This is a genomic window from Shinella sp. (assembly GCF_052438155.1).
Taxonomy (GTDB): Bacteria; Pseudomonadota; Alphaproteobacteria; order Rhizobiales; family Rhizobiaceae; genus Shinella.
The window spans coordinates 27,557-49,889 of the sequence record NZ_JBQVPI010000005.1 but is presented as its reverse complement, the minus strand read 5'-3'; the positions used below and the strand labels follow the sequence as shown (position 1 = coordinate 49,889).

General features: G+C 64.7%; 18 protein-coding genes. 15 read left to right on the top strand and 3 right to left on the bottom strand.

The features are described from left to right. Window positions 1-106: 106 nt before the first annotated feature. From ACT6VE_RS11070 to argE, 10 genes are all read left to right on the top strand, one after another. Window positions 107-1,066, top strand: a complete 960-nt coding sequence (locus ACT6VE_RS11070) for a LysR family transcriptional regulator (RefSeq protein WP_444798667.1) — start codon at window positions 107-109, stop codon at window positions 1,064-1,066. Next, the gene (locus tag ACT6VE_RS11065; protein ID WP_444798666.1) at window positions 1,063-2,544 is read left to right on the top strand and encodes an aldehyde dehydrogenase; all 1,482 of its coding nucleotides are present in this window, start codon (window positions 1,063-1,065) and stop codon (window positions 2,542-2,544) included. The genes ACT6VE_RS11070 and ACT6VE_RS11065 overlap by 4 nt, the downstream gene beginning before the upstream one ends. Before the next feature lie 298 nt (window positions 2,545-2,842). Beyond that, a complete protein-coding gene (locus tag ACT6VE_RS11060) occupies window positions 2,843-4,924 on the top strand; it encodes an oxidoreductase (RefSeq protein ID WP_444798665.1) in 2,082 nt (693 codons plus the stop codon). Between the two features lie 10 nt (window positions 4,925-4,934). Then, the gene (locus ACT6VE_RS11055) at window positions 4,935-6,002 is read left to right on the top strand and encodes an ABC transporter ATP-binding protein (protein WP_444798664.1); all 1,068 of its coding nucleotides are present in this window, start codon (window positions 4,935-4,937) and stop codon (window positions 6,000-6,002) included. Further along, window positions 5,999-6,928, top strand: a complete 930-nt coding sequence (locus tag ACT6VE_RS11050; RefSeq protein ID WP_444798663.1) for an ABC transporter permease — start codon at window positions 5,999-6,001, stop codon at window positions 6,926-6,928. The genes ACT6VE_RS11055 and ACT6VE_RS11050 overlap by 4 nt, the downstream gene beginning before the upstream one ends. Beyond that, complete coding sequence (locus ACT6VE_RS11045; protein WP_444798662.1) at window positions 6,925-7,734, top strand: ABC transporter permease; 810 nt, start codon at window positions 6,925-6,927, stop codon at window positions 7,732-7,734. The genes ACT6VE_RS11050 and ACT6VE_RS11045 overlap by 4 nt, the downstream gene beginning before the upstream one ends. A 19-nt stretch (window positions 7,735-7,753) precedes the next feature. Continuing rightward, window positions 7,754-8,770, top strand: coding sequence for an extracellular solute-binding protein (locus ACT6VE_RS11040; RefSeq protein ID WP_444798661.1), 1,017 nt, complete (start codon window positions 7,754-7,756; stop codon window positions 8,768-8,770). 70 nt (window positions 8,771-8,840) lie between these two features. Continuing rightward, window positions 8,841-9,263, top strand: coding sequence for a RidA family protein (locus ACT6VE_RS11035; protein WP_444798660.1), 423 nt, complete (start codon window positions 8,841-8,843; stop codon window positions 9,261-9,263). Between the two features lie 10 nt (window positions 9,264-9,273). Next, window positions 9,274-9,951, top strand: coding sequence for a DUF1028 domain-containing protein (locus ACT6VE_RS11030; RefSeq protein ID WP_444798659.1), 678 nt, complete (start codon window positions 9,274-9,276; stop codon window positions 9,949-9,951). Between the two features lie 209 nt (window positions 9,952-10,160). Then, window positions 10,161-11,327, top strand: a complete 1,167-nt coding sequence (argE, locus tag ACT6VE_RS11025; RefSeq protein WP_444798658.1) for an acetylornithine deacetylase — start codon at window positions 10,161-10,163, stop codon at window positions 11,325-11,327. Between the two features lie 3 nt (window positions 11,328-11,330). Here the strand turns inward: argE and ACT6VE_RS11020 are convergent, their stop codons facing one another. After that, entirely contained in the window at window positions 11,331-11,951 is a 621-nt protein-coding gene (locus ACT6VE_RS11020; protein WP_444798657.1) for a hypothetical protein, read from the bottom strand. Between the two features lie 352 nt (window positions 11,952-12,303). Between ACT6VE_RS11020 and ACT6VE_RS11015 the strand changes: the two genes are divergently transcribed. The 4 genes from ACT6VE_RS11015 to dhaL all read left to right on the top strand — a co-directional run bounded on the left by ACT6VE_RS11015 (window position 12,304) and on the right by dhaL (window position 17,596). Next, entirely contained in the window at window positions 12,304-13,251 is a 948-nt protein-coding gene (locus ACT6VE_RS11015; RefSeq protein ID WP_444798656.1) for a substrate-binding domain-containing protein, read from the top strand. A 74-nt stretch (window positions 13,252-13,325) separates the two neighbouring features. Beyond that, entirely contained in the window at window positions 13,326-14,825 is a 1,500-nt protein-coding gene (locus tag ACT6VE_RS11010) for a sugar ABC transporter ATP-binding protein (protein ID WP_444798655.1), read from the top strand. Beyond that, complete coding sequence (locus ACT6VE_RS11005) at window positions 14,815-15,792, top strand: ABC transporter permease (RefSeq protein WP_444798654.1); 978 nt, start codon at window positions 14,815-14,817, stop codon at window positions 15,790-15,792. The genes ACT6VE_RS11010 and ACT6VE_RS11005 overlap by 11 nt, the downstream gene beginning before the upstream one ends. Window positions 15,793-15,829: 37 nt before the next feature. Beyond that, complete coding sequence (gene dhaL / locus ACT6VE_RS11000) at window positions 15,830-17,596, top strand: dihydroxyacetone kinase subunit DhaL (protein WP_444798653.1); 1,767 nt, start codon at window positions 15,830-15,832, stop codon at window positions 17,594-17,596. 8 nt (window positions 17,597-17,604) lie between these two features. Here dhaL and ACT6VE_RS10995 read toward each other — a convergent pair whose 3' ends face one another. Both ACT6VE_RS10995 and ACT6VE_RS10990 read right to left on the bottom strand, forming a co-directional pair. Continuing rightward, window positions 17,605-18,561 (bottom strand): sugar-binding transcriptional regulator, encoded by a 957-nt coding sequence (locus ACT6VE_RS10995; RefSeq protein ID WP_444798652.1) that lies wholly within the window; start codon window positions 18,559-18,561, stop codon window positions 17,605-17,607. A 107-nt stretch (window positions 18,562-18,668) separates the two neighbouring features. Beyond that, entirely contained in the window at window positions 18,669-19,103 is a 435-nt protein-coding gene (locus ACT6VE_RS10990; protein ID WP_444798651.1) for an Lrp/AsnC family transcriptional regulator, read from the bottom strand. 126 nt (window positions 19,104-19,229) lie between these two features. Here ACT6VE_RS10990 and ACT6VE_RS10985 point away from each other — a divergent pair, with 126 nt between their 5' ends. Continuing rightward, entirely contained in the window at window positions 19,230-22,280 is a 3,051-nt protein-coding gene (locus tag ACT6VE_RS10985) for an aminotransferase class III-fold pyridoxal phosphate-dependent enzyme (protein WP_444798650.1), read from the top strand. The last annotated feature ends 53 nt before the right edge of the window (window positions 22,281-22,333 follow it).

Sequence of the window (22,333 nt, the reverse complement as noted above, 5' to 3'; positions counted from 1 at the left end):
AGACCCAGATCCCCGCGACGGCTTGCTCGTCCACAGGCTTGAGGACGGCGCCCTTTCCGTGGGTGAAAATCTGTTCCTTAATTGGCGCCTTAACAGGGGAACAGACATGGCCTTGCGCTTCACGCTCCGGCAACTGGAATATCTCGTCGCGGTCGGCGAATACGGCTCCGTGACGGAGGCCGCCGAACGGGTGAATGTGTCCGCTCCTTCGGTCTCGGCGGCGATCTCGCAGCTCGAGAAGGAATTCGGTATCACCCTTTTCGTGCGCCGCCACGCGCACGGGCTTTCGCTGTCGCAGGCGGGGCGCAGTTTTGTCGATCAGGCACGGCAGATTCTCGGCGAAGCGGCCAAGCTCAATGCGCTCTCGAACGAGCTGACCGGGCAGGTACGCGGGCCGCTGCATGTCGCCTGTCTCGTCACCTTCGCGCAGGCCGTCATCCCCGCGCTGCGCCGCGCCTTTTCCGATGAATATCCGGACGTCGATTTCTTCCAGTACGAGCGCGACCAGGCGCGCATTCTCGAAGGGCTGCGCATGGCGCGCTTCGACATCGCGCTTTCCTACGACCTCGACATTCCCGCCGATATCGCCTTCCATGAGCTGGCGGTCCTGCCGCCCTATGCGGTGCTGCACGAGGATCATCCGCTGGCGGGGCGCTCCGAGGTGACGATCCAGGATCTCGCACCGCACCCGATGATCCTGCTCGACCTGCCGCACAGTTCGGCCTACTTCGTCTCGCTCTTTCGCGATGCGGGTGTGACGCCGCATATCGTCGAGCGCACACGGGATATGTCGGTGATGCGCGCCATGGTCGCCAATCGCTTCGGCTATTCCATCGCCAATATCCGCCCCGTCTCCACCTATGCGCTCGATGGTGGCAGGCTCTCCTTCGTGCCGCTGACCGGCAAACTCCGCCCCATGCGCATGGGCATCCTCGCCATGGGCGGCGCCAGCCCGGCGCTCACCGTGCGGCGCTTCATCGATTTCTGCGGCGAAAAGATCGGCGACATGGTCATGGACCTGCCGGTTTCCGTCGACGCCCATTCAGAACGGAAAGGCATTTCATGACCACGACCATCGACTGGCGCGCCCGCGCCAAAAACCTGAAATTTCGCAGCGGCGTCTATATCGACGGCCAGTTCCGCGATGCGGCGAAGGGTGGGCGGTTCGAAACCATCAATCCTGCCAATGCGCAGGTGTTGACGGACGTGGCCCGCGGCACCGCGGAAGATATCGACGCCGCCGTCGCCTCAGCCCGCCGCGCCTTCAATGACGGCCGCTGGTCAGGCAAGTCACCGGCCGAACGCAAGGAGGTGCTGCTGCGCCTCGCCGCCCTCATCCGCGAAAATATCCCGGAACTGGCGCTTCTAGAGACCCTCGACGTCGGCAAGCCGATCAGCGACAGTTCGACCATCGACGCGCCCGGCTCGGCGCATTTCTTCCAGTGGCATGCCGAGGCCATCGACAAGCTCTATGACGAGATCGCCCCCACCGGGCGCGGCGACCTCGCGCTTATCCGCCGCGTGCCGCTTGGTGTCATCGGCGCCGTCGTGCCGTGGAATTTCCCCCTCGACATGGCAACATGGAAGCTCGCGCCAGCGCTCGCCACCGGCAATTCCGTCGTGCTGAAGCCGGCGGAACAATCGCCGCTCTCCGCCCTCATGCTGGCCGAACTCGCCTCCGAGGCCGGGCTGCCGGACGGCGTGCTCAACGTCGTGCCCGGCTTCGGCGAGGATGCCGGCCGTGCGCTCGGCCTGCATCCGGATGTCGATGCGCTGGTGTTCACCGGGTCGACCAAGGTCGGCAAGCTCTTCATGACCTATGCCGGGCAGAGCAACATGAAGCAGGTCTGGCTGGAGACGGGCGGCAAGTCGCCGAGCCTCGTCTTTGCCGATGCCGACCTCGACAAGGCGGCCGACATGGCGGCCTTCGGCATCCTGTTCAATTCCGGCGAGGTTTGTTCCGCCAATTCCCGGCTGCTGGTGCACCGTTCCGTGCAGGAGGAATTCACCGCAAAGCTGATTGCGGCAACGGCCGCCTGGCCGCTCGGCGATCCGCTCGACCCTGCCACCCGCATGGGTCCGCTGGTCGAAAAGGCGCATGCCGATCGTGTGGCAAGCTATATCGAGATCGGCCGCTCGGAAGCCCGGTTGGCGCATGGCGGCGCGCGCGAGACGCGGGATGGGTCGGATTGCTACATCCAGCCGACGATCTTCAACGATGTTGCGCCGGATGCCCGCATCGCGCGGGAGGAGATCTTTGGTCCCGTCCTTGCCATCACGCCTTTCGACAGCGACGAGGAGGCGCTGCGGATCGCCAATGACAGCGAATACGGCCTCGCCGCCTCGGTCTGGACGCGGGATCTGTCACGGGCGCTCTCCGTTTCCGACCGGCTGAATGCCGGCACGGTCTCGGTCAACACGGTTGATGCGCTGTCGGCCATGACGCCGTTCGGCGGCATGAAACAGTCCGGTTTCGGCCGTGACCTCTCGATTCACAGCTTCGACAAGTACTGCGCGCTCAAAACCGTGTGGGTGAAATACTAGGCACCTGCCTGCCCGGGCGACACGGCATCGCCCGGTTTTCGACCATCGACAGCGCCGGCCCCCTTATGCGCCCTCTTGCGCGAACGGGGATCGGCGTTTCGCCCTTCACAACCGGCTGAAAATAAACGAGAAACTCTCGACCGTCGGATGGCGGCCGCATCTTCGCGCACAGATTGAAATCACACGCCACCACACGGCTGGCTCTGATTAGCCTGAACCTAATCCATGTTTCCGGAACGCGTCATTTACCGGAAGCCCGTTGCCCAATCCAATAGGCCCAGAAACTCCGAGGACTGCCATGCGTGACGCCAAATACGATATTCTGTTCGAACCCGTTGCGATCGGCCCGCACGTCGCGAAGAACCGGTTCTACCAGGTGCCGCATTGCAACGGCGGCGGCTATCGCGATCCATCCGCGGCTGCCGCCATGCGCGGCGTCAAGTCGGAAGGTGGCTGGGGGGTCATCTTCACCGAGCAGACCGAGATGCACCACACCTCGGAGATCACGCCCTTCATCGAGCTGCGTCTGTGGGAAGACAAGGACATTCCGGGCCTTCGCCGCATGTCCGACGCCATGAAGGTGCATGGCGCGCTTGCCGGCATCCAGCTTGCCTATTCCGGCATCAACGGCCCGAACTTTTATACCAAGGAAGTGCCGCTCGCGCCCTCGGCACTGCCGATCCGCACCTTCACCAATGATCCGGTGCAGGCCCGCGCGCTCGACAAGGCGGAGATCAAGGACCTGCGCCGCTGGTTCGTCAACGCGGCGAAACGCTCGAAGATCGCCGGCTTCGACCTGATCTGTCTTTACGGCGCGCACGGGTTCGGGATCTTCCAGCACTTCCTGTCGCGCGCCACCAACCAGCGCACCGATGAATACGGTGGCAGCCTGGAAAACCGCTCACGCTTCGCCCGCGAAGTCGTCGCCGATATCCGCGACGCCGTTGGCGACACGACGGCGATCACCATGCGCGTCAGCCTGGACGAGACGATCGGCGAACTCGGCTTTTCCAATGCCGAGGTGCGCGAATTCGTCGAGATGAACGCCGACCTGCCGGACCTCTGGGACCTGGCGCACGGCGCCTGGGAAGACTGTTCCGGCCCCTCGCGCTTCAAGGAGGAGGGCGCGCAGGAATTGCTGGTCAAGGGTATCCGTGAACTCTCCACCCGGCCTGTCGTCGGCGTCGGCCGCTTCACCTCGCCTGACGTGATGGCGCGCATGATCCGCCAGGGCGTGCTCGATTTCATCGGCTGCGCCCGCCCCTCGATTGCCGATCCCTTCCTGCCCAAGAAGATCGAGGAAGGCCGCATCGAGGATATCCGCGAGTGCATCGGCTGCAACATGTGCATTACCGGCGACATGACGATGTCAATCAGCCGCTGCACGCAGAACCCGACCTTCATGGAAGAGTGGCGCAAGGGCTGGCACCCGGAACGCATGAATGCGAAGGGCGACAGCCAGACGGTTCTCGTCGTCGGCGCCGGTCCGGCCGGGCTGGAGGCCACCCGTGCGCTCTCCGTGCGTGGTTATGACGTGACGCTCGCCGAAGCCACCACGACGCTCGGCGGCCGCGTGGCGCGCGAACGCCTGCTGCCCGGCCTTTCGGCCTGGGGCCGCGTGGTCGATTATCGCCAGTACCAGATTTCCCAGCGCACCAATGTGGAAACCTATTTCGACAGCCGGTTGACCGCCGAAGACGTGCTGGCCTTCGGTTTCGAGCATGTCGCCATCGCTACCGGCTCGCACTGGCGCCGCGATGGCGTCGCCCGCCAGCATGTCGTGCCCATGCCGATCGACCCGGCGATGACCGTCTTCACGCCGGACGACATCATGGCGAAGGCGCATGGCGAAACCATCGCCGGCAAGACCGTCGTGGTCTATGACGACGACCACTACTATATGGGCGGCGTGATGGCCGAGGTGATGGCGAAGGCCGGCGCGAAGGTCATCCTCGTCACGCCATCGGCCTACGTGTCCGACTGGACGCGCAACACGCTGGAACAGGGCGCAATCCATGTGCGCCTCGACGATCTCGGCGTCGACATCCGCCTCAACCGCGGCGTCACCGCGATCCGCGCCGGCGAGGTCGAGACAAACTGCAGCTATACCGGCCGGCGCAACGTGATCGGTTGCGATGCGGTTGTCATGGTTGCCTCGCGGCTTTCGGAAGATGCGCTCTACAATGATCTTCTCGCACGCAAAAGTGACTGGGCGGATGCGGGGATCAAAAGCGTAAAAATCATCGGCGATGCGGCAGCCCCCGCGCCGATCGCCTGGGCGACCTATGCCGGCCACCGTTACGCACGGGAACTCGACACGCCTGACATCGGCGATGCCCTGCCCTTCCGCCGCGAAGTCACCCAACTCGAGCCGGCGTGAGGAGAGACGGATGAACAAGGCCATCGAAGTGAAATCGGTCTCGAAGAGCTTCGGGGCCTATCAGGCGCTGAAATCCGTCAGCTTCGACATCGGCAACAACGAGTTCTTCACGATGCTCGGCCCGTCCGGTTGCGGCAAGACCACGCTGCTGCGCATGCTCGCCGGCTTCGAAAGCCCGGACTCGGGCTCGATCCTGCTCAACGGTGAAGAGGTCGTCGCCATCCCGCCGCATAAGCGGCGCGTCAACACGGTGTTCCAGAGCTATGCGCTGTTCCCGCACATGACGCTGGAGCAGAACGTCGCCTACGGGCTGGAAAACCTCGGCTGGGAGACGGTGCGCATCAAAAACCGCGTCGGCGAGATGCTGGAACGCGTGCATATGAGCGCGATGGCCAAGCGAAAACCCGCCCAGCTTTCGGGCGGCCAGCGCCAGCGCATTGCGCTTGCCCGCGCGCTTGCGCCGGAACCGGAGGTTCTGCTGCTCGACGAGCCGCTCTCGGCGCTCGACCTAAAACTCCGGCAGGCGATGCGCGACGAACTGCGCACGCTCCAGCGCGACACCGGCATCACCTTCGTCTTCGTCACGCACGATCAGGAAGAGGCGCTCGACATGTCGGACCGCATCGCCGTGCTCGGCGGCGGCGATGTACAGCAGATCGGCACGCCGACGGAAATCTACGAAGAGCCGGTTAACCGCTTCGTCGCGGATTTCGTCGGCGAAACGAATTTTCTCGACGTCGAGGTGCTGGAAGCCACCGGCGGACAGGCGACCATCCGCACGCCCTTCGGCGTGGCGCTCACCGTGCCCGCCACCGGCCATGCCGCCAAGGGGCGCGCGACGCTCTCGGTGCGCCCGGAAAAGATCAATCTCGGCGATCAGGCGCAAGGCATCATCTTCGAGGGCCGGATCACCAACAAGAACTATATGGGCGGCTATACCCATTACACGCTGGACGTTGCCGGCACGGAGCTGCGTGCCTCCCGCCGCAATGCGTCCCGCGAGGGGGATACGATCGCGCTCGGCGCAACCGTTCCGGTGGGCTTCGTCGCGGGCTCCGCGCGGGTGCTTGCGGCATGAGCGACACCGCCCTCCACGCCCCCGCCGGAACGGACCGCGCCCCGCGCGCCCGTTTCTGGCATGACCTTTCCTTCTGGGGGTTGCTGCCATCGTGGCTGCTGATGGGTTTTGCACTCATCCTGCCCATCTTCATCATCGCCGCCGTTTCGCTCGCCACCCGCGGCGCCCATGGCGGCTTCGCCTGGGACGTCAACCTCGCCGGCTATCGCCAGATCCTGTTCAACGAGGGCTGGACGGGCGAGCTGGAATTCACCCCGCAATATCTGCTGATCATCGCCCGCACCTTCGCGCTCGCCGGCGCGACCACGCTGATCTGCCTCGTCTTCGCCGTGCCCGTCGCCTATTTCATCTCGCGCCAGCCGCCGGGCCGCAAGGCGATCCTCGTCTATCTGGTGACGCTGCCCTTCTGGGTCTCGATGATCCTGCGCGTCTATGCCTGGATGATCATTCTCGGCAAGGACGGCACATTGCCGCGCCTCCTGGAAACGCTCGGCTTTCCCGCCGGCATGAGTTTCATGTTCAACGACGGCGCGACGCTGACGGCGATGGTCTACACCGCCATGCCGCTGATGGTGCTGCCGGTCTTCGCCTCCATCGAAAAGCTCGACGGCACGCTGATCGAGGCCTCGCACGACCTCTACGGCAACCGCTGGGTGACGCTGCGCCGGGTCATCCTGCCGCTGACGGCACCGGGCATCGTCGCCGGTGCCATCCTTGTCTTCGTGCCGGCACTCGGCGCGGTGCTGGAGCCGACGCTGATGGGCGGCGGCAAGCAGATGATGATGGGCTCGCTGATCCAGCTGCAATTCGGCGGCGGCCGCAACTGGCCCTTCGGCGCCGCGATCGCCATGGCCTTGATGGCGCTCGTCATGGTCTTCCTGATCTTTACCGCGCTTCGCGCCGCCCGCCGGGAGGCCCTGCCATGAGCACCCGCCACGACGTCAAGCACTATCCCGGCCTCGGCCCGTTCACGGCCCTCTTCTTCGTCTATCTCTACGCGCCGCTCGCGGTGATCGTGGTCTATTCGTTCAACGCCAACCGGGTTGCCGGTGTGTGGACGGGCTTTTCCCTGCAATGGTACGGCTCGGCGCTCAACAATGCGGCGCTGATGAGCGCGCTGGAGACGTCGCTTATCGTGGCGGCGATCGCGACCGTCGTCTCCACGCTGATCGCGCTCTCCGCCGCACTCGCCATCATCCGCGGCAAGAACGTGCGCTTCCGCAAGCTTTCGGAGACGGTGGTCAACCTGCCGCTGCTGCTGCCGGAAATCGTGCTGGCCGTCGCAACCCTCATCCTGTTCTCGCTCATCGACGTGCAGAACGGCATGCTGCGGCTGACGATCGCGCACTCCGCCTTCTGCACGCCCTTCGCCTTCCTGCCGATCCGCGCGCGCCTGCAAGGCATGTCGCTCGATCTCGAAGAGGCGAGCGCCGACCTCTATGCCGACCGCTGGACGACGTTTCGCCGCGTGACGCTGCCCTTGATCTTTCCGGGCGTCTTTTCCGGCGCCATGCTCGCCTTCCTGATCTCGATGGACGACTTCATCACCTCGAACCTGCTGTCGACCGGCGGCTCGACGACGTTGCCCGTCTACATCTTCTCGCTGATCCGCGCCGGCACCTCGCCGGAGCTGAACGCCATCGCGACGCTGCTGATCCTTGCCTCGCTCATCCTTGCCACCGCAGCGCTTCTCGTCGCTGCGCGGGGCGTCCGTGACCATGCCGAACCATAATCAAAGAGAGGAACATAAAATGAAGACGTATTTTGCAGCCACAGCCCTCGCACTCTGCTTTGCCACCGCCGCGCAGGCGGAGGGGCAATTGAACATCTATGCCTGGGCCGAATCCATCTCCCCGGCGCTGATCGAAAAATTCTCCAAGGAGAACGACGTCAAGGTGAATGTCGACAGCTTCACCTCGAACGAGGACCTCCTGACCAAGCTGCAGGCCGGCTCCTCCGGCTATGACATCGCCACGCCCTCGCAGCATTTTCTGCGCGTGATGATCGACCAGGGCATCATCGAGAATTTCGGGGCCAGCAAGTTGAAGGCCTTCGAGAACATCGAGGAGAAGTGGCGCAATCAGTGGTGGGACGAAACGCAGGACTATTCGATCCCGCTCGCCTATGGCACCGCAGGCTTCGTGGTGAACACCGAGCAGTACAAGGGCCCGACGGACAGCTTCAAATATTTCTTCGAGCCGGACGGTGAATTGAAGGGCAAGATCGCCCTCTTGTCCTATCCCGACGAGGTGATCGGCGCCGCCCAGCTCTATCTCGGCGTGCCCTTCTGCTCGGAAGACCAGGCGGAGATGAAGAAGGTACTGGATCTTCTGATGGCGCAGAAGCCATCAGTCGCGGCCTATTCCTCCGACAATATCGCAAGCCGCCTCGCCTCGGGCGAAGTCTCGGCGCATTTCTGGTGGGATGGCGATTCGCTCAGGGCCCGCAAGGCCGGCTCACCCGTCAGCCTCGCCATGACCAAGGAAGGCCTCGTCGGCTGGATGGACAGCTATGTCGTTCCGAAGGGTGCGCCGAACCGCGACAATGCGGTGAAGTTCGTCGAGTTCATGTCGACGCTGGAGAACGCCACGGAACAGATGAACTTCTATTCCCACTCCTCGCCGATGAAGGTCATCCAGGAGAAGGTCGTCAACACCAAGGAAACGGCGCCAGAACTCTATCCCGAGGTGCCGATCACCTTCTCGCGCACCTGCTCGGCCGCCGCGCAGGATCTGGTGACCCGCGTCTGGACCCAGCTCCTGCAATAATCCCGACTACGCGCCGCGGGTATCAAGCGCCCGCGGCGCGTTGACAGCCTCAGCCATCAAGGAGACATCCATGCCCGTGCACACCCGCATCCGTCCGTTCAACACCAAGGAAACCTACCCGGAGCAGAAGCTCAACAACGACCTCTGCCAGGCGGTGGTGGCGCGGGGGGCGACGGTTTTCGTGCGCGGGCAGATCTCGCAGGATCTCGATACGCGCGAAAGCCTGCATATCGGCGATGCCGGCGCGCAAGCCCGCAAGGCCATGGAAAACATCAAGATGCTGCTGGAAGAGGCGGGCTCCGATCTCAGCCATATCTGCCGCGTCGTCGTGTATTTGATCGACATCCGCTACCGCGAGGCGGTCTATATGGAGATGGGAAAATATCTCCAGGGCGTGTTCCCCGTCTCGACGGGCCTCGTCGTCTCCGCACTTGCCCGGCCGGAATGGCTGGTCGAGATCGAAGCGACCGCTGTCATTCCCGACGAAGCGTGAGGGTGACGCCATGACCTTTTCCGTCTCCGGCCGCTGCGCCGAGACCGGCATGTTCGGTATCGCCGTCTCCTCCTCCTCGCCGAGCGTTGCGGCGCGCTGCGCCCATGTACGCGCCGGCGTCGGCGCGGTCTCGACGCAGAACATCACCGATCCCCGGCTCGGCCCGAAGGGGCTCGACCTGATGGCGAGCGGCCTTTCGGCGGAAGCCACGCTCGAACGGCTGATCGCGGATGCACCCCATATCGAATACCGCCAGCTCGCGCTCATCGATGCCGCGGGACGGACCGCCGCCTATTCGGGCGCAAAAACGCTCGGCACCCATGCCACGGCGCACGGCGACAATGTCGTTGCGGCGGGCAACATGCTGACGACGACGGACATTCCGCAAAAGATGGTCGAAGCCTTCGAGGCATCACAGGGAAAACATCTCGGCGACCGGCTGATCGGCGCGATGCGGGCAGCGCTCGCGGCGGGCGGCGAAGAGGGGCCGGTGCACTCGATGGGCCTCGTCATGGTCGACAAGGTTTCATGGAACGTCGCGGACCTGCGCATCGACTGGACGGACGGCGACCCGATCGAAGAATGTGCCGCCCTCTGGGAGCGCTGGCGCACGGAAATGGACGCCTATATCACCCGCGCGCTGAACCCGACGGGCGCGCCGAGCTACGGCGTGCCGGGCGATCTTTGAGCGGCGGGCCGCGCCACTCATTTGCGCAACAACCTGCCGCCTGCCCCCTCATCCGGCCCGTTCGGGCCACCTTCTCCCCGTTGGGGAGAAGGGAAACGAGACGCCGCGGTTGATCCCCTTCTCCCCCGTGGGGAGAAGGTGCCGGCAGGCGGATGAGGGGGCTGCGGCACGCCGTCCGACTGCTATCGTATCTCTGTGAGAGCACACGCATGATCCCTTCGACCCCGGACATCCTTGCCCGCCTCATCGCCGAGCCGACAGTCTCGCGGACGTCGAACCTCGCGCTGCTGGATTATGTCGAGGGTCTGCTCCGTCCCGTCGGCGCGCGGATCGAGCGGTTTTCCCATCCGGATGGCAGTCGCGCCAATCTGTGGGCGACCATCGGGCCGGATGAACCGGGCGGCGTGGTGCTTTCGGGGCATACGGATGTGGTGCCGGTCGAAGGACAGGACTGGAGCGCCGATCCGTTTACCCTCGTCGAGCGCGATGGCCGGTTTTACGGGCGCGGCGCGGCCGACATGAAGGGCTTCGTCGCGGCTGCGGTGCGGGCAATGCTCATCGCCTCCTCCCGGCCGCTCAAAACGCCGCTGCACCTGGCGCTGTCCTATGACGAGGAGATCGGCTGCATCGGCGTGCGCGGCCTGATCGATGCGCTGGCAGGGCGGGCGGAGCGGCCGGCGCTGTGCATCGTCGGCGAGCCGACAGGCATGCGGGTTGCCACGGGCCACAAGGGCAAGCTGGCGCTGCGCGCCTGCTGTTATGGACAGGAAGGGCACTCGGCGCTCGCGCCCAATGCGCTGAACGCGCTGCATCTCGGCGCCAGCTTCATCACCGCGCTTCAGGCGCGGCAGGAGGACCTGTCGGTCAAGGGCGCGCGTGATGCCGACTATGACATCCCCTATTCCACCGTCCATGCCGGCATGATGCGCGGCGGCACCGCACTCAACATCGTGCCGAACCGCTGCGAGATCGACTTCGAGATCCGCAACATTGCCGAAGACGACCCGCAGGACATCCTCACAGGCATTGCGGCCGATGCCGAGGCGATCGCCGCGCCCTTCCGCAACCGCTTTCCCATGGCCTGCATCGAGATCGAGCAGGTCTCCGGCTATCCGGGCCTGAATGCCGAACCGGACGCGCCCGTGGTGCGCCTGCTGCGGCGCATTCTCGATCACGACGATCCGACGCTGAAAGTCGCCTTCGGCACCGAGGGCGGGCTGTTCAACGAGATCCTCGGCATCTCCACTGCCGTCTGCGGTCCCGGCTTCATGGAGCAGGGCCACAAGCCGGACGAGTTCGTCAGCGCCGAGCAGCTTACCCGTTGCGACACGATGCTGGCGCGGCTGGTCGACCTGCTGGAGGCTGGCGTCGCCTGATCGTCAGCCGGACAGGATCGACGGGTGGAACACCGGACGATACCCCGCCCTGAGCACCGCCAGCGTCGAGGGTGGCGTCAGCAGTCCGTCGGCGTCTTGAAGCGATCGCGGCGGGGCATAGCCCTCATTGGTCCAACGGAAGGCACGGCCGGCGTGAAGGGTGAACGCCGCGCTGGCTGCGACCACCACCGCGCCGTCCGGAAGGGCCGATAGTGTCCCCGGCAGCGGATGGGTGCGCTTTCTGCGCCGATCCAGCCGCTCCCCGTGCAGGACTCTATCGATTTCCGGCGCCGTGGGCTTTGCCCCGCCTTTCGCAGAAACCCAGCATGCGCGAAACTCTTCTGCCGCCTCGCGCCGGCAGAAGAAGCAGGGCCGATGGCCGGCTGCGAAGGCCACCGCCTCATCGAGAAAGAACAGCTCCGTCCAGCTTCGCCCGGCCATGACGTCCCGGCGGCGGCCATTGTAGTCGCAGGTGCAGACCAGCCAGGCCTTGCTCGACCAGCGCTTCGTGAGAAGGGTTTTCGTTGCCGGATCGTGGAGGATGCCGCGATTGCCGGTAAACAGGCCGCGCTGCGCAATCGCAACGATCTCACCGAAAGGCGTGACGCGGTTCTGAAGCGGCATGAGCATTCCTTGTGACAGCGATTTCCGGCGCCCGACGACACTTCCCCGCCGCAAGACTCCGACAGCCGCCAACGCGATGTCGGCCATCATCGCGCATGACGCGCAATCGGGGAATAGCCAGCCGGCACCCGATTATCAAAAGGCCGACAGGCTCTGCTGGCGAAATCCCGCGTTCCATCGATGGACGGCTTGCGCGGGTTGACCTGCCGCGAGATTTTACTGTTGTAAAAATGAAAATACATCTGTATCAATCCGCATGCGGGCTTTGGGTTTTGGGAGCAAGCCCCCATGCAGAGCCCTCGTTCCATCATTCAGGCGGGAGGAATTTTCGCCTGCTCCAAGGGAGGTCATCATGAAGAAATTTGCCATGCTGCTGGCGTGCGCCGCCGCATTCGCCCTGCCCGTCGTCGCTTCGGCGCAGGACGCCGCCGGGACCACCAAGAAGGACAGCTATCGCTTCGTCGTCGTGCCGAAGGTCGTGCATCCGTGGTTCGACAAGGTGAACGAAGGCGCACAGGCTGCAGCAGCAGCCATCAAGGCGCAGACCGGCTCGAGCGTCGAAGTCATCTATTCGGCACCGCAGTCCGCCGACGTCGTCCAGCAGAACCAGATCATCGACAGCGCGCTTGCGACGCAGCCCGACGGCCTGGCGCTCGACCTGCTCGATCCCTCGGGCAACCGCGCCTCGCTCGAAGAAGCGCAGGCCCAGAACATCCCGCTGGTGATCTTCGACTCGATCCCGCCGGAAGGCATGGCGATCCCCTATATCGGCTCCGACTTCTGCGAGCAGGCGAAGATCGCCGCCCGCCGCCTCGTCGAGGTTCTCGGCGGTGAAGGCGAAGTCGCCATCATGCAGGGTGTTCCGACCGCGCCGAACCATTCGATCCGTGCCGAATGCCACCGCCAGGTCTTTGCCGAACACAAGGGCATCAAGGTCGTCGCCGAAGGCATCGACAATGACAGCATCGAGACGGCGCAGCAGCAGGCGGCCGCCATCATGCAGGCAAACCCGAACCTCAAGGGCTGGGTCGCTTCCGACGCAGCAGGCCCGATCGGCATCGGCCAGGCAATCGTCGAAGCCGGCAAGCAGGGCAAGGTTACCCTCGTCGGTCTCGACAACCTGCCGGAAATGCTCGACATGATCCGTGACGGCGTCGCCGACAGCTCCTCGGCCTCGCAGCCGGAACTGCAGGGCTACTGGTCGGTCATGATGCTCTGGGCGCAGGCAACGGGCGCCAAGGTGCCGGGTTACCTCGACACCGGCAACGCCTTCCTCACCAAGGAAAATGTTGGCGGCTGATCCGGCAGAAACCGGATTGTCGCGAGGCGCGGGTTTTCCCGCGCCTCTTTCTTCATCCTGTACGCAGGTATCCCATGGCTTATCTCGAAACCCGCGGCCTTGGCCGGGATTTTCCCGGCGTGACCGCACTCGACGGGGTCGATCTGTCGATCGAACTCGGCCGCACGCACATTTTCGCCGGCGAAAACGGTGCCGGCAAATCCACCCTCGTCAAGATCCTTACCGGCACCGACCGGCCGTCGCGTGGCCAGGTGCTGATCGACGGCCGCGACCCGGCAGACGATGCGAGCCTCTACAAGAACGTCGCCTATGTGCCGCAGGAGCTCAACCTCTTCCCGCAGATGAGCGTTGCGGAAAACCTCTTCATGCCGTTCGACCGCACGGGGCATGGCGGGTTTCTCGTCAATCGCGGCGCGCTCGTCGAGGAAGCCCGGACCTATCTGGAGCGCTTCGGCATCGAGGCCGATCCGCGCGCACTGGTCGCCAACATCTCGGTCTCCGACCAGCAGTTGCTGCAGATCGCCCGCGCCTGCACCAATGCCGACATGAAGGTCCTCATTCTCGATGAGCCGACGTCGTCGCTGACGCGCGTCGAGGTGGACCGGGTCTTCAAGGTCATCCGCGGCCTGCTCGACCGCGATCACGCCATCGTCTTCATCAGCCACAAGATGGACGAGGTCTTTGCGATCGGCGACGACTACACGGTGCTGCGCAACGGCGAGAAGGTCGAAAACGGCCGGATTGCCGACATCGGCGAAGCGGACCTGATCCGCGCCATGTCCGGCCGGGACCTCGCCTTCGACGAACATTTTCGCCCGCAGGGGCCTGTCACCGACACGATCATGGATGTGCGCGGCCTTTCCGGCGCCCGTTTCCACGATGTCAGCTTTACCCTGCGCCGTGGCGAGATTCTCGGTTTTGCCGGGCTCGTCGGCGCCGGGCGCTCAGAGGTCATGCAGACGGTCTTCGGCTTCCTGAAAGCCAAGGCCGGCGCCGTGACGGTCGACGGCAAGCCCTGGACGTTGAACGACACATCCGCCTCGGTCGACGGCGGCATGCTCTACCTCTCGGAGGAGCGCAAGCATCACGGCATCTTCCCGCTGTTGTCGCTGCGCGAAAACATCGGCATCTCCATCCTCTCGCTCACCAGGGGCTCGTTCGGCATCAGCGGCGGCCGGGAGCGGGAAGCCGTGCAAAAGATCATCGACGACTACGGCATCCGAACCTCCGGCATGGGCAAGCGCATCTCGCAGCTTTCCGGCGGCAACCAGCAGAAGGCCATCATCGGCCGGGCGATGGCGACGCGGCCGCGCGTGCTGATCTTCGACGAACCCACCAAGGGCATCGACATCCGCACCAAGACCGAGATCTACAAGATCATGAAGGGTCTCGCCGAGGAGGGCGTCGGCGTCATCCTCGTCTCCTCGGAACTCGACGAACTCAAGAAATGCGCAAGCCGCATCGTGACCATGCACCATGGCCGCATCACCGGCGAGTTCGACACCACGAACACCAGCAATGAAACCCTCGTAGGCGCCATCTTCGGCACGGAGGCGAAAGCCCATGCAAACTAGTTCCACGCAAACCAGCGCCGTCGCGCATCTGGCGCGCAGCCCGCTTGCCGGCGTCTTCGTCGCCCTCGCGGTCATCTTCACGCTGTCCGCGCTGATCTCTCCCTACTTCCTCACGCCCTATAATCTGTCGGTCATCGCCCGCGGGCTGGCCTTTGTCGGCCTCATCACCATTGCGCAGTCCATGCTGATGGTGCTCGGCGAACTCGACCTGTCACTCGGCGTGATCGGTGGCCTGTGCGGCGTCATCTCCGGCATCCTGATGGTGCGGCTCGGCTTCGAACCCTATTCGGCCATGCTTCTGGCGATCCTGCTCGGTGGCTGCCTCGGCCTACTCAACGGCCTGCTGGTAACCGTACTCCGGCTGCATTCGCTGGTGCTCACCATCGGCACCGCCGGCATTTTCGGCGGCGCAAACCTGGTGTTGACGCGCGGCGTCGCGATCACCGGCATCCCGCGCGATGTGCATTATCTCGGCCGCGGCGACGTGCTCGGCGTGCCGGTTCCCTTCCTCATCATGCTCGTGGCGCTGGCTTTCGCCACCTTCGTCATGCTGAAGACGCCGTTCGGCCGCTACATGTACGCGATCGGCAACAACCAGGCCGGTGCACGCATGCTCGGCATCAAGGTCGACAAGGTGCGCCTTCTCGTGTTCGGCGCTGCCGGCGCGATTGCTGGCTTGGCCGGCGTGCTGATGGTCGCGCGCCTCGGCACCGCCCAGCCGTCCATCGGCGAAACCTGGGTTCTGGCGCCGATCGCCGCCTCCGTCATCGGCGGCGTTGCCACGACGGGCGGCATTGGCAGCCCGATCGGGGCGATCTTCGGCGCGGGCATCATCGCCATCATCGAAAACATCATCGTGCTCTTCGGCGTCTCGCCCTATTGGCAGGGCATCGTCTCGGGTGCGATTGTCGTGCTCGCCATTTCCTTCGACGCCATTTCCCGCCGTTATCTGCGCCGTGACGCTTGATACAAGCCGCCGCATCGATCTGACGAAAGACAAGAGAATGAACCAGGAAGTCAAAACCAAGAAGCTGATCAACGCGCCGGAAAACATCATCGCGGAATTGATCGAAGGCATGGTCGGTGCGCATCCGGACATGCTGCGCGTGGAAGGTTCGACCGGACGGGCCGTCGTCGCCGTCGATGGTCCGCGGGACGGCAAGGTAGGTATCGTCGTCGGTGGCGGCTCCGGCCACGAGCCGGCCTTTGCCGGGTATGTCGGACGCGGTCTGGCCGATGCCGCCGCCGTCGGCAACGTCTTCGCCTCCCCCTCCCCGTCGCACATCGTCGAAGCGGCCCGCGCCGTCGATGGCGGCGTCGGCGTCGTCATGCTCTACGGCAACTATACCGGCGACGTGCTGAACTTCACCATGGCCGCGGAAGAGCTGGAACAGGCCGGCATCGCCGTACGTCATGTGGCGGTTGCCGACGATGTCGCCTCCGCCCCCATCGAGCGCAAATCCGAACGCCGCGGTATTGCCGGCGACTTCTTCGTCTTCAAGGTCGCCGGTGCCGCCGCCGATCTTGGCGAGCCGCTGGCGCGCGTCGAGGCTTTGGCGCAGGCCGCCAATGAGGCGACCCGCTCGATGGGCGTGGCGCTCAGCCCCTGCTCGCTGCCGCAGACCGGCAAGCCGAATTTCACCATCGGCGACGACGAGATGGAAATCGGCATGGGCATCCATGGCGAACCCGGTATCCGCCGCCAGAAGCTTGCGCCGGTGGACGAGGTGACCGACGAACTGGTCGAAGCGGTCCTCAAGGAGCTCGGCCTCAAGGCCGGCGAGCGCGTCGCCGTTCTGGTCAACGGCCTTGGCGCCACGTCGCAAATCGAGCTCTATCTCATCTTCCGCCGCGTCAAGCAGCGCCTCGATACGCTGGGCATCGAAATCCACGCCTCATGGGTTGGCGAATACGCCACGTCGCTGGAAATGGCCGGCGCCTCCGTCACGCTGATGAAGCTGGACGATACGCTGCAGGCTTTGCTCGACCATCCCTGCCGCACGCCGGCCCTCGTCGTCGGTGCTTTTGAGAAGACCGACAGCATTGCCACACGCAGCCGCAAGGCGGTCAAGGTTGCCGAGAGCGCCGCAGCCGTGCAGGAAAAGCCGCGCGATCTGCTGACCGAAGGTGACGTCACGCCGGCGATCTTCAAGGCGATGATGCACACGGTCGGCAATGAAATCATTGCGGAGAAGAACTGGCTTTCCGAACTCGACGGCGTGATTGGCGACGGCGACCATGGCGTGACGATGGAGATCGGCTGGAAGGCCGTGCAGAGCGCGCTGGAAGACAGCCAGGACGACGAGACGATCGAGGGCATCTGCAAGCGCATGGCCAAGGCCTTCCTTGATGCGGTCGGCGCCTCCTCCGGTCCGCTCTACGCCACCGCGTTCCTGCGCGCCGGCACGGCCGTCAGCCACCGCCTCAACCTCGATGGCGCGGGCATGGCCGAATGGCTGAGTGCCGCCTGCCAGGGCATTCGCGATCGCGGCCGCGCCGACCCCGGCGACAAGACGATGATCGACGCCTGGGTTCCTGCAGTCGAAGCCGGCCAAAAGGTGGCGAAGGACGGTGGCTCGGCGCTCGACGTGCTGGTTGCCGCGCGTGATGGCGGCGAGGCGGGCATGAAGGCGACGGCGGCGCTGGAATCGCGGCGTGGTCGCTCGGCGAAATTGGGCGAACGCTCCGTCGGCCATATCGACCCGGGTGCCGCATCGACCTACGTGACGCTGCGTGCCATGGCGGCTGCACTTCAGAAGGCGCTTGGCTAAGCGAATGTTTAGCGCGGGCCTTGCAGCAAGGCCCGCGCGACACCCTCATTTGTGACGAGCCGGTTGACGTAGCCGGCGCGCAGGATCGCCCGGATGATCGGGATCTTGCGAATACCGCCGGAAACCAGCACCGAAATCGGTTTCAGCTTCAGTTTGTCCGGCGGCAGCGCGATGATCGAGTCGTTGAGGAAATGGTCGATCGCCTGGCCGCGCGCATCCAGAAACCACCCCATGAATTCGCCGACCGCGCCGCGCTTCAGCACCGTGTCGAGATTGTCCTTCACCACGCGGATCTGCGTCAGCGACGTCTCCTGCGCCAGCGCGCCACAGGAGACGATGCCGATATCGGCAATCTCGGTGCGCGCCAGCACGTCCGTCAATTCGTCATTGAGCAGCAGCGCATTGCGGCTTTCCGGATTGGCGCAGTAGATCGGCGCCGTCAGGTAGTGACATTCGACGCCGAGCGCACGCGCAAAGGCGGTTGCCACCTCGAATGTGTTGGTGGCCGAGCCGCTGGTGACGCCGCCGGTCAACCCCACGACCCAGCTTTCCGATTTCGGCCGGGCACGAAGGCTGCGCACGGCAAAGCTCAGGGTTCGCCCCGAGCCGATGCCGACGCCCATATCGCGGCCTTCGATCAGGTCGCTGGCAAGCGAGCCGGCCGCCTCGCCGATCACCCGCTTCTGCTCGAGATAATCATCCAAGTCCGGTACGACGACTGCGTCGACCAGACCGTAACGAGCGGAAACCTTTTCGGCGAGTTCGATGCAGTCGGTGAGCGGCAGGCTGACATTGACCTGCACGCTGCCGGATTCGCGCACCTGGCCGATGATCTTGTTGACCTTCAGCCGCGTGATATTCATGCGCTGGGCGATTTCCTGCTGGGTCTGGCCGCCGATGAAATAGAGCCATGCGACGCGGGCGCGCTCCAGGTCCTCGTCGAAATGTCCCCAATCTTCGCTCATGCGGCGCGGTATCCCCTTATGTTTGTTTTTCGATACGTCACTTGAGGTGGCATGGGCAACCACCCGTGGCCGAAAGCCTTGATCGATCAAGCGGATTCCACAGCGGTTCAGCTGCGCTCGATATCCCGGCGCAGCACGATGGACGTCGTGAGGTCCTCCACATTGTCCATGGTCGCCACTTCGTTGCGCATCTCGTTCAGCGCGTTGATCGAGCCGACCTCGACCTCCACCACCAGATCGAGCTGGCCGCTGACGGAAGAAACCTTGCGCACGGCGGTCAAGCCCGCAAGCCGGTCGAGCACGCCGATCGAAGGCGTGCGCTTCAGGGTGACGAGCAGGAACGCCTGGATCTGGCCGTCATCGAGCTGGCCGATATCCGCCCGGTAGCCGCGGATGATGCCTGCCTTTTCCAGCCGGCTGACGCGCTCCGTCGTCGCACTTCGGGAGAGCCCGATGCGGCCGGCAAGCGACTTCATCGGGATGCGCGCTTCCTTCGTCAGGATGCTGAGGATGGTGCGGTCGATGGCGTCCGTATCCTGCATGGCCCCTCCTGCAATCGCGCCGACAAGATGACGGTTATTATAAACAGAGTGCCGGCACAACCGGCATAATGCCGGATGCGCCCGATCCGCGTCCATGCAACTCTTTGCGTGACGAAGAGGACTGCCATGAACGACATGCTGAAGACGACACCGGACGTTTCCCTTGAAGCCGCAGCCGCGCTGCTCGCCGAGCACTATGGGCTCAGCGGCACGCTCTCGCCGCTTGCCAGCGAGCGCGACCAGAATTTCAAGGTGGAAACGCCCGCTGGCACCTTCATCCTGAAGATCGTCAACGCCGCCGAGCCCGCGGTGGAGAGCGATTTCCAGACGGCCCTGCTTGCCCATGTCGATGCGCATGCCGGCGATCTGCCGGTACCGCATATCCGGCCGACCGTGACGGGTGCCAGCCTTGCCCGTATCACCAGCGTGAACGGCGTCAGCCACCGCATCCGGCTGGTCAGCTGGGTCGATGGCCAGCCGCTGGCCGAGACCGACCGCAGCGATGCCGCACTCGAATCCCTGGGCCGCATGCTCGGCCGTTTCGATGCCGCGCTGAAGGGTTTTATGCATCCCGGCGCGCTTCGCGATCTCGACTGGGATATCCGCAAGGCCGGCCGTTCGGCCGAGCGGCTGCACCATGTCTCGGCGGCGGAAGACCGCGCGCTGCTCCAACGCTTTCTTGCGCGTTTTGCCAAGGTTGCGCCGCGCCTTGCGACCTTGCGCGCCGCGGTCATTCACAACGATGCGAACGACTGGAACGTGCTGGTCGATCCTGCCGATCAGGACCGCATCTCCGGCCTCATCGATTTCGGTGATGCGCTGCATGCGCCGCTGATCGCCGAAGTTGCCATCGCGAGCGCCTATGCCGGCCTCGACCATGCCGATCCGATCGGTGCCGCGGCCGCCATCGCCCGCGGCTTCCATGCCGAATATCCGCTGCTGGAGGAGGAAATCGATCTCCTCTACGACCTCATCGCCCTGCGTCTCGTCACCTCGGTGACGATCTCCGCCTCGCGCCGCAGCCATACGGAAGACAACCCCTATCTCGCGATCAGCGAGCGGCCGGCCTGGACGCTGCTGCGCAAGCTCGACCGGATGAATCCGCGTTTTGCCACCGCCATCCTGCGCAAGGCCTGCGGCTTCGAGGCGGCACCCGGCGCCCGCGCCGTCACGGACTGGATCGCCAGAAACCGCAAATCGCTTGCCCCCCTCCTGGAGCGGCCGGCCGCGACCTATCCGGCAGCGCTTGTGCCCTATGGCGACCCTACCCATCCGATGACCGTCAAGTCGGCTGCGGAGCAGCCGGATGAGGCGCAGGCGATCTGGGAGACCTATTGCGCGGAGACTGGTGTCGAACTCGGTATCGGCCCCTTTGGTGAGGCGCGCACCGTCTATGCCGGCGAGATGTTCGTCTCGCGCTTCATCGAGAGCGCGCGCCGCACCCACCATCTCGGCTTCGACCTCTTCATGGCGGCCGGGACCAAGGTGTTCACGCCGCTGCCCGCAACCGTCGTCAGCGTCGAGGTCGAGCCGGATCCGCTCGGCTACGGCTGCCTGATTGCCCTGCGGCATGAGCCGGAAGGCTGCCCGCCCTTCGTGACGCTCTGGGGCCACCTTGCCCATGAGGCGATGGGCCGCCTGAAGGCCGGCGACCGGCTGGACGCCGGCGCCCTCGTCGGCGAAATGGGCGCGCCGGCGGAAAACGGCGGCTGGGCGCCGCATCTGCATCTCCAGCTCTCGACCGATACCAACCTCTCCGCCACCGAAATCCTCGGCGTCGGCGAGCCGCGATATCTCGACGTCTGGGCCGAACTCTTCCCCGATGCGCGAACCTTTGCCGGCATTGCCGCGGAGTTCTACGAACGGAGCGGCCGCTCGCACGAGGAGATCGTGAAGATGCGGCGCGAACTGCTGCTGCCGAACCTCTCCATCTCCTACGACAAGCCGATCAAGTTCGTGCGCGGCGACGGCGTCTGGCTGATCGACGACGGTGGCCGGGCCTATCTCGACTGCTTCAACAATGTCTGCCACATCGGCCACGCCCACCCGGCCGTCGTGGAGGCGATGACGAAGCAGGCCGCCACGCTCAACACCAACACCCGCTACCTGCACGACAACATTGTCGCCTATGCCGAGCGCCTGACGGCGACACTGCCGAAGGAGTTGACGGTCGCCGGCTTCGTCAACAGCGGCTCGGAGGCCAACAGCCTGGCCCTGCGCATGATGCGGGCGCATACCGGCCGTGAAAACGCCATCACGCTCGACTGGTCCTATCACGGCACGACGCAGGAGCTGATCGACATTAGCCCCTACAAGTTCCGCCGCAAGGGCGGCAAGGGTCCGAAGCCGCACGTCCACATCGCGGCGGTTCCCGATAGCTACCACGCGCCGGCGGACTGGCCGATCGAGGAGCACGGCAAGCGCTTTGCCGAAAGCGTCGCCGAGCAGATCGCCATCATGCAGGCGAAGGGCGAAGGGCCGGGCTTCTTCATCGCGGAATCCATCCCGAGCGTCGCCGGACAGGTCTTTCTGCCGGAAGGCTATCTCAAGGAGGTCTACCGGCTGGTGCGCGAAGCGGGCGGCGTGTGCATCGCCGATGAAGTGCAGGTCGGCTTCGGCCGCGTCGGCAGCCATTGGTGGGCCTTCGAGACGCAGGGCGTCGTGCCGGACATCGTCACCATGGGCAAGCCGATCGGTGATGGCCATCCGCTGGCGGCCGTCGTGACGACCCGCGAGGTGACCGACAGCTTCAACAACGGCATGGAATATTTCAACACGTTCGGCGGCAATCCTGTTTCCTGCGCCGTCGGTCTTGCGGTGCTCGACGTCATCGAAAGCCAGGACCTGCGCGGCAATGCGCTGGCGATCGGCAACCACCTGATGGACGCCTTCCGCGACATGCAGACGCGCCATGAGGTTATCGGCGACGTACGCGGCCTCGGCCTGTTCCTCGGCATCGAGCTGGTGACCGACCGCAAGACCAAAGCGCCCGCGACCGACTTCGCCCGTGCCGTCTCCAACGGTGCGCGCCGTCGTGGCGTGCTGATGGGCACCGAGGGGCCGCTTGACAACGTGCTGAAGATGCGCCCGCCGATGATCTTTTCAAAACGAGACGCCGATCATCTGATCGCCGTGCTCGAAGACACCTTCGCCGACGTCGCAAGAACGCTCGGCTAGGCGGAAGACACCGACATTCAAACTGATCAGCCGGGAGGGCCACGCTCCCCCGG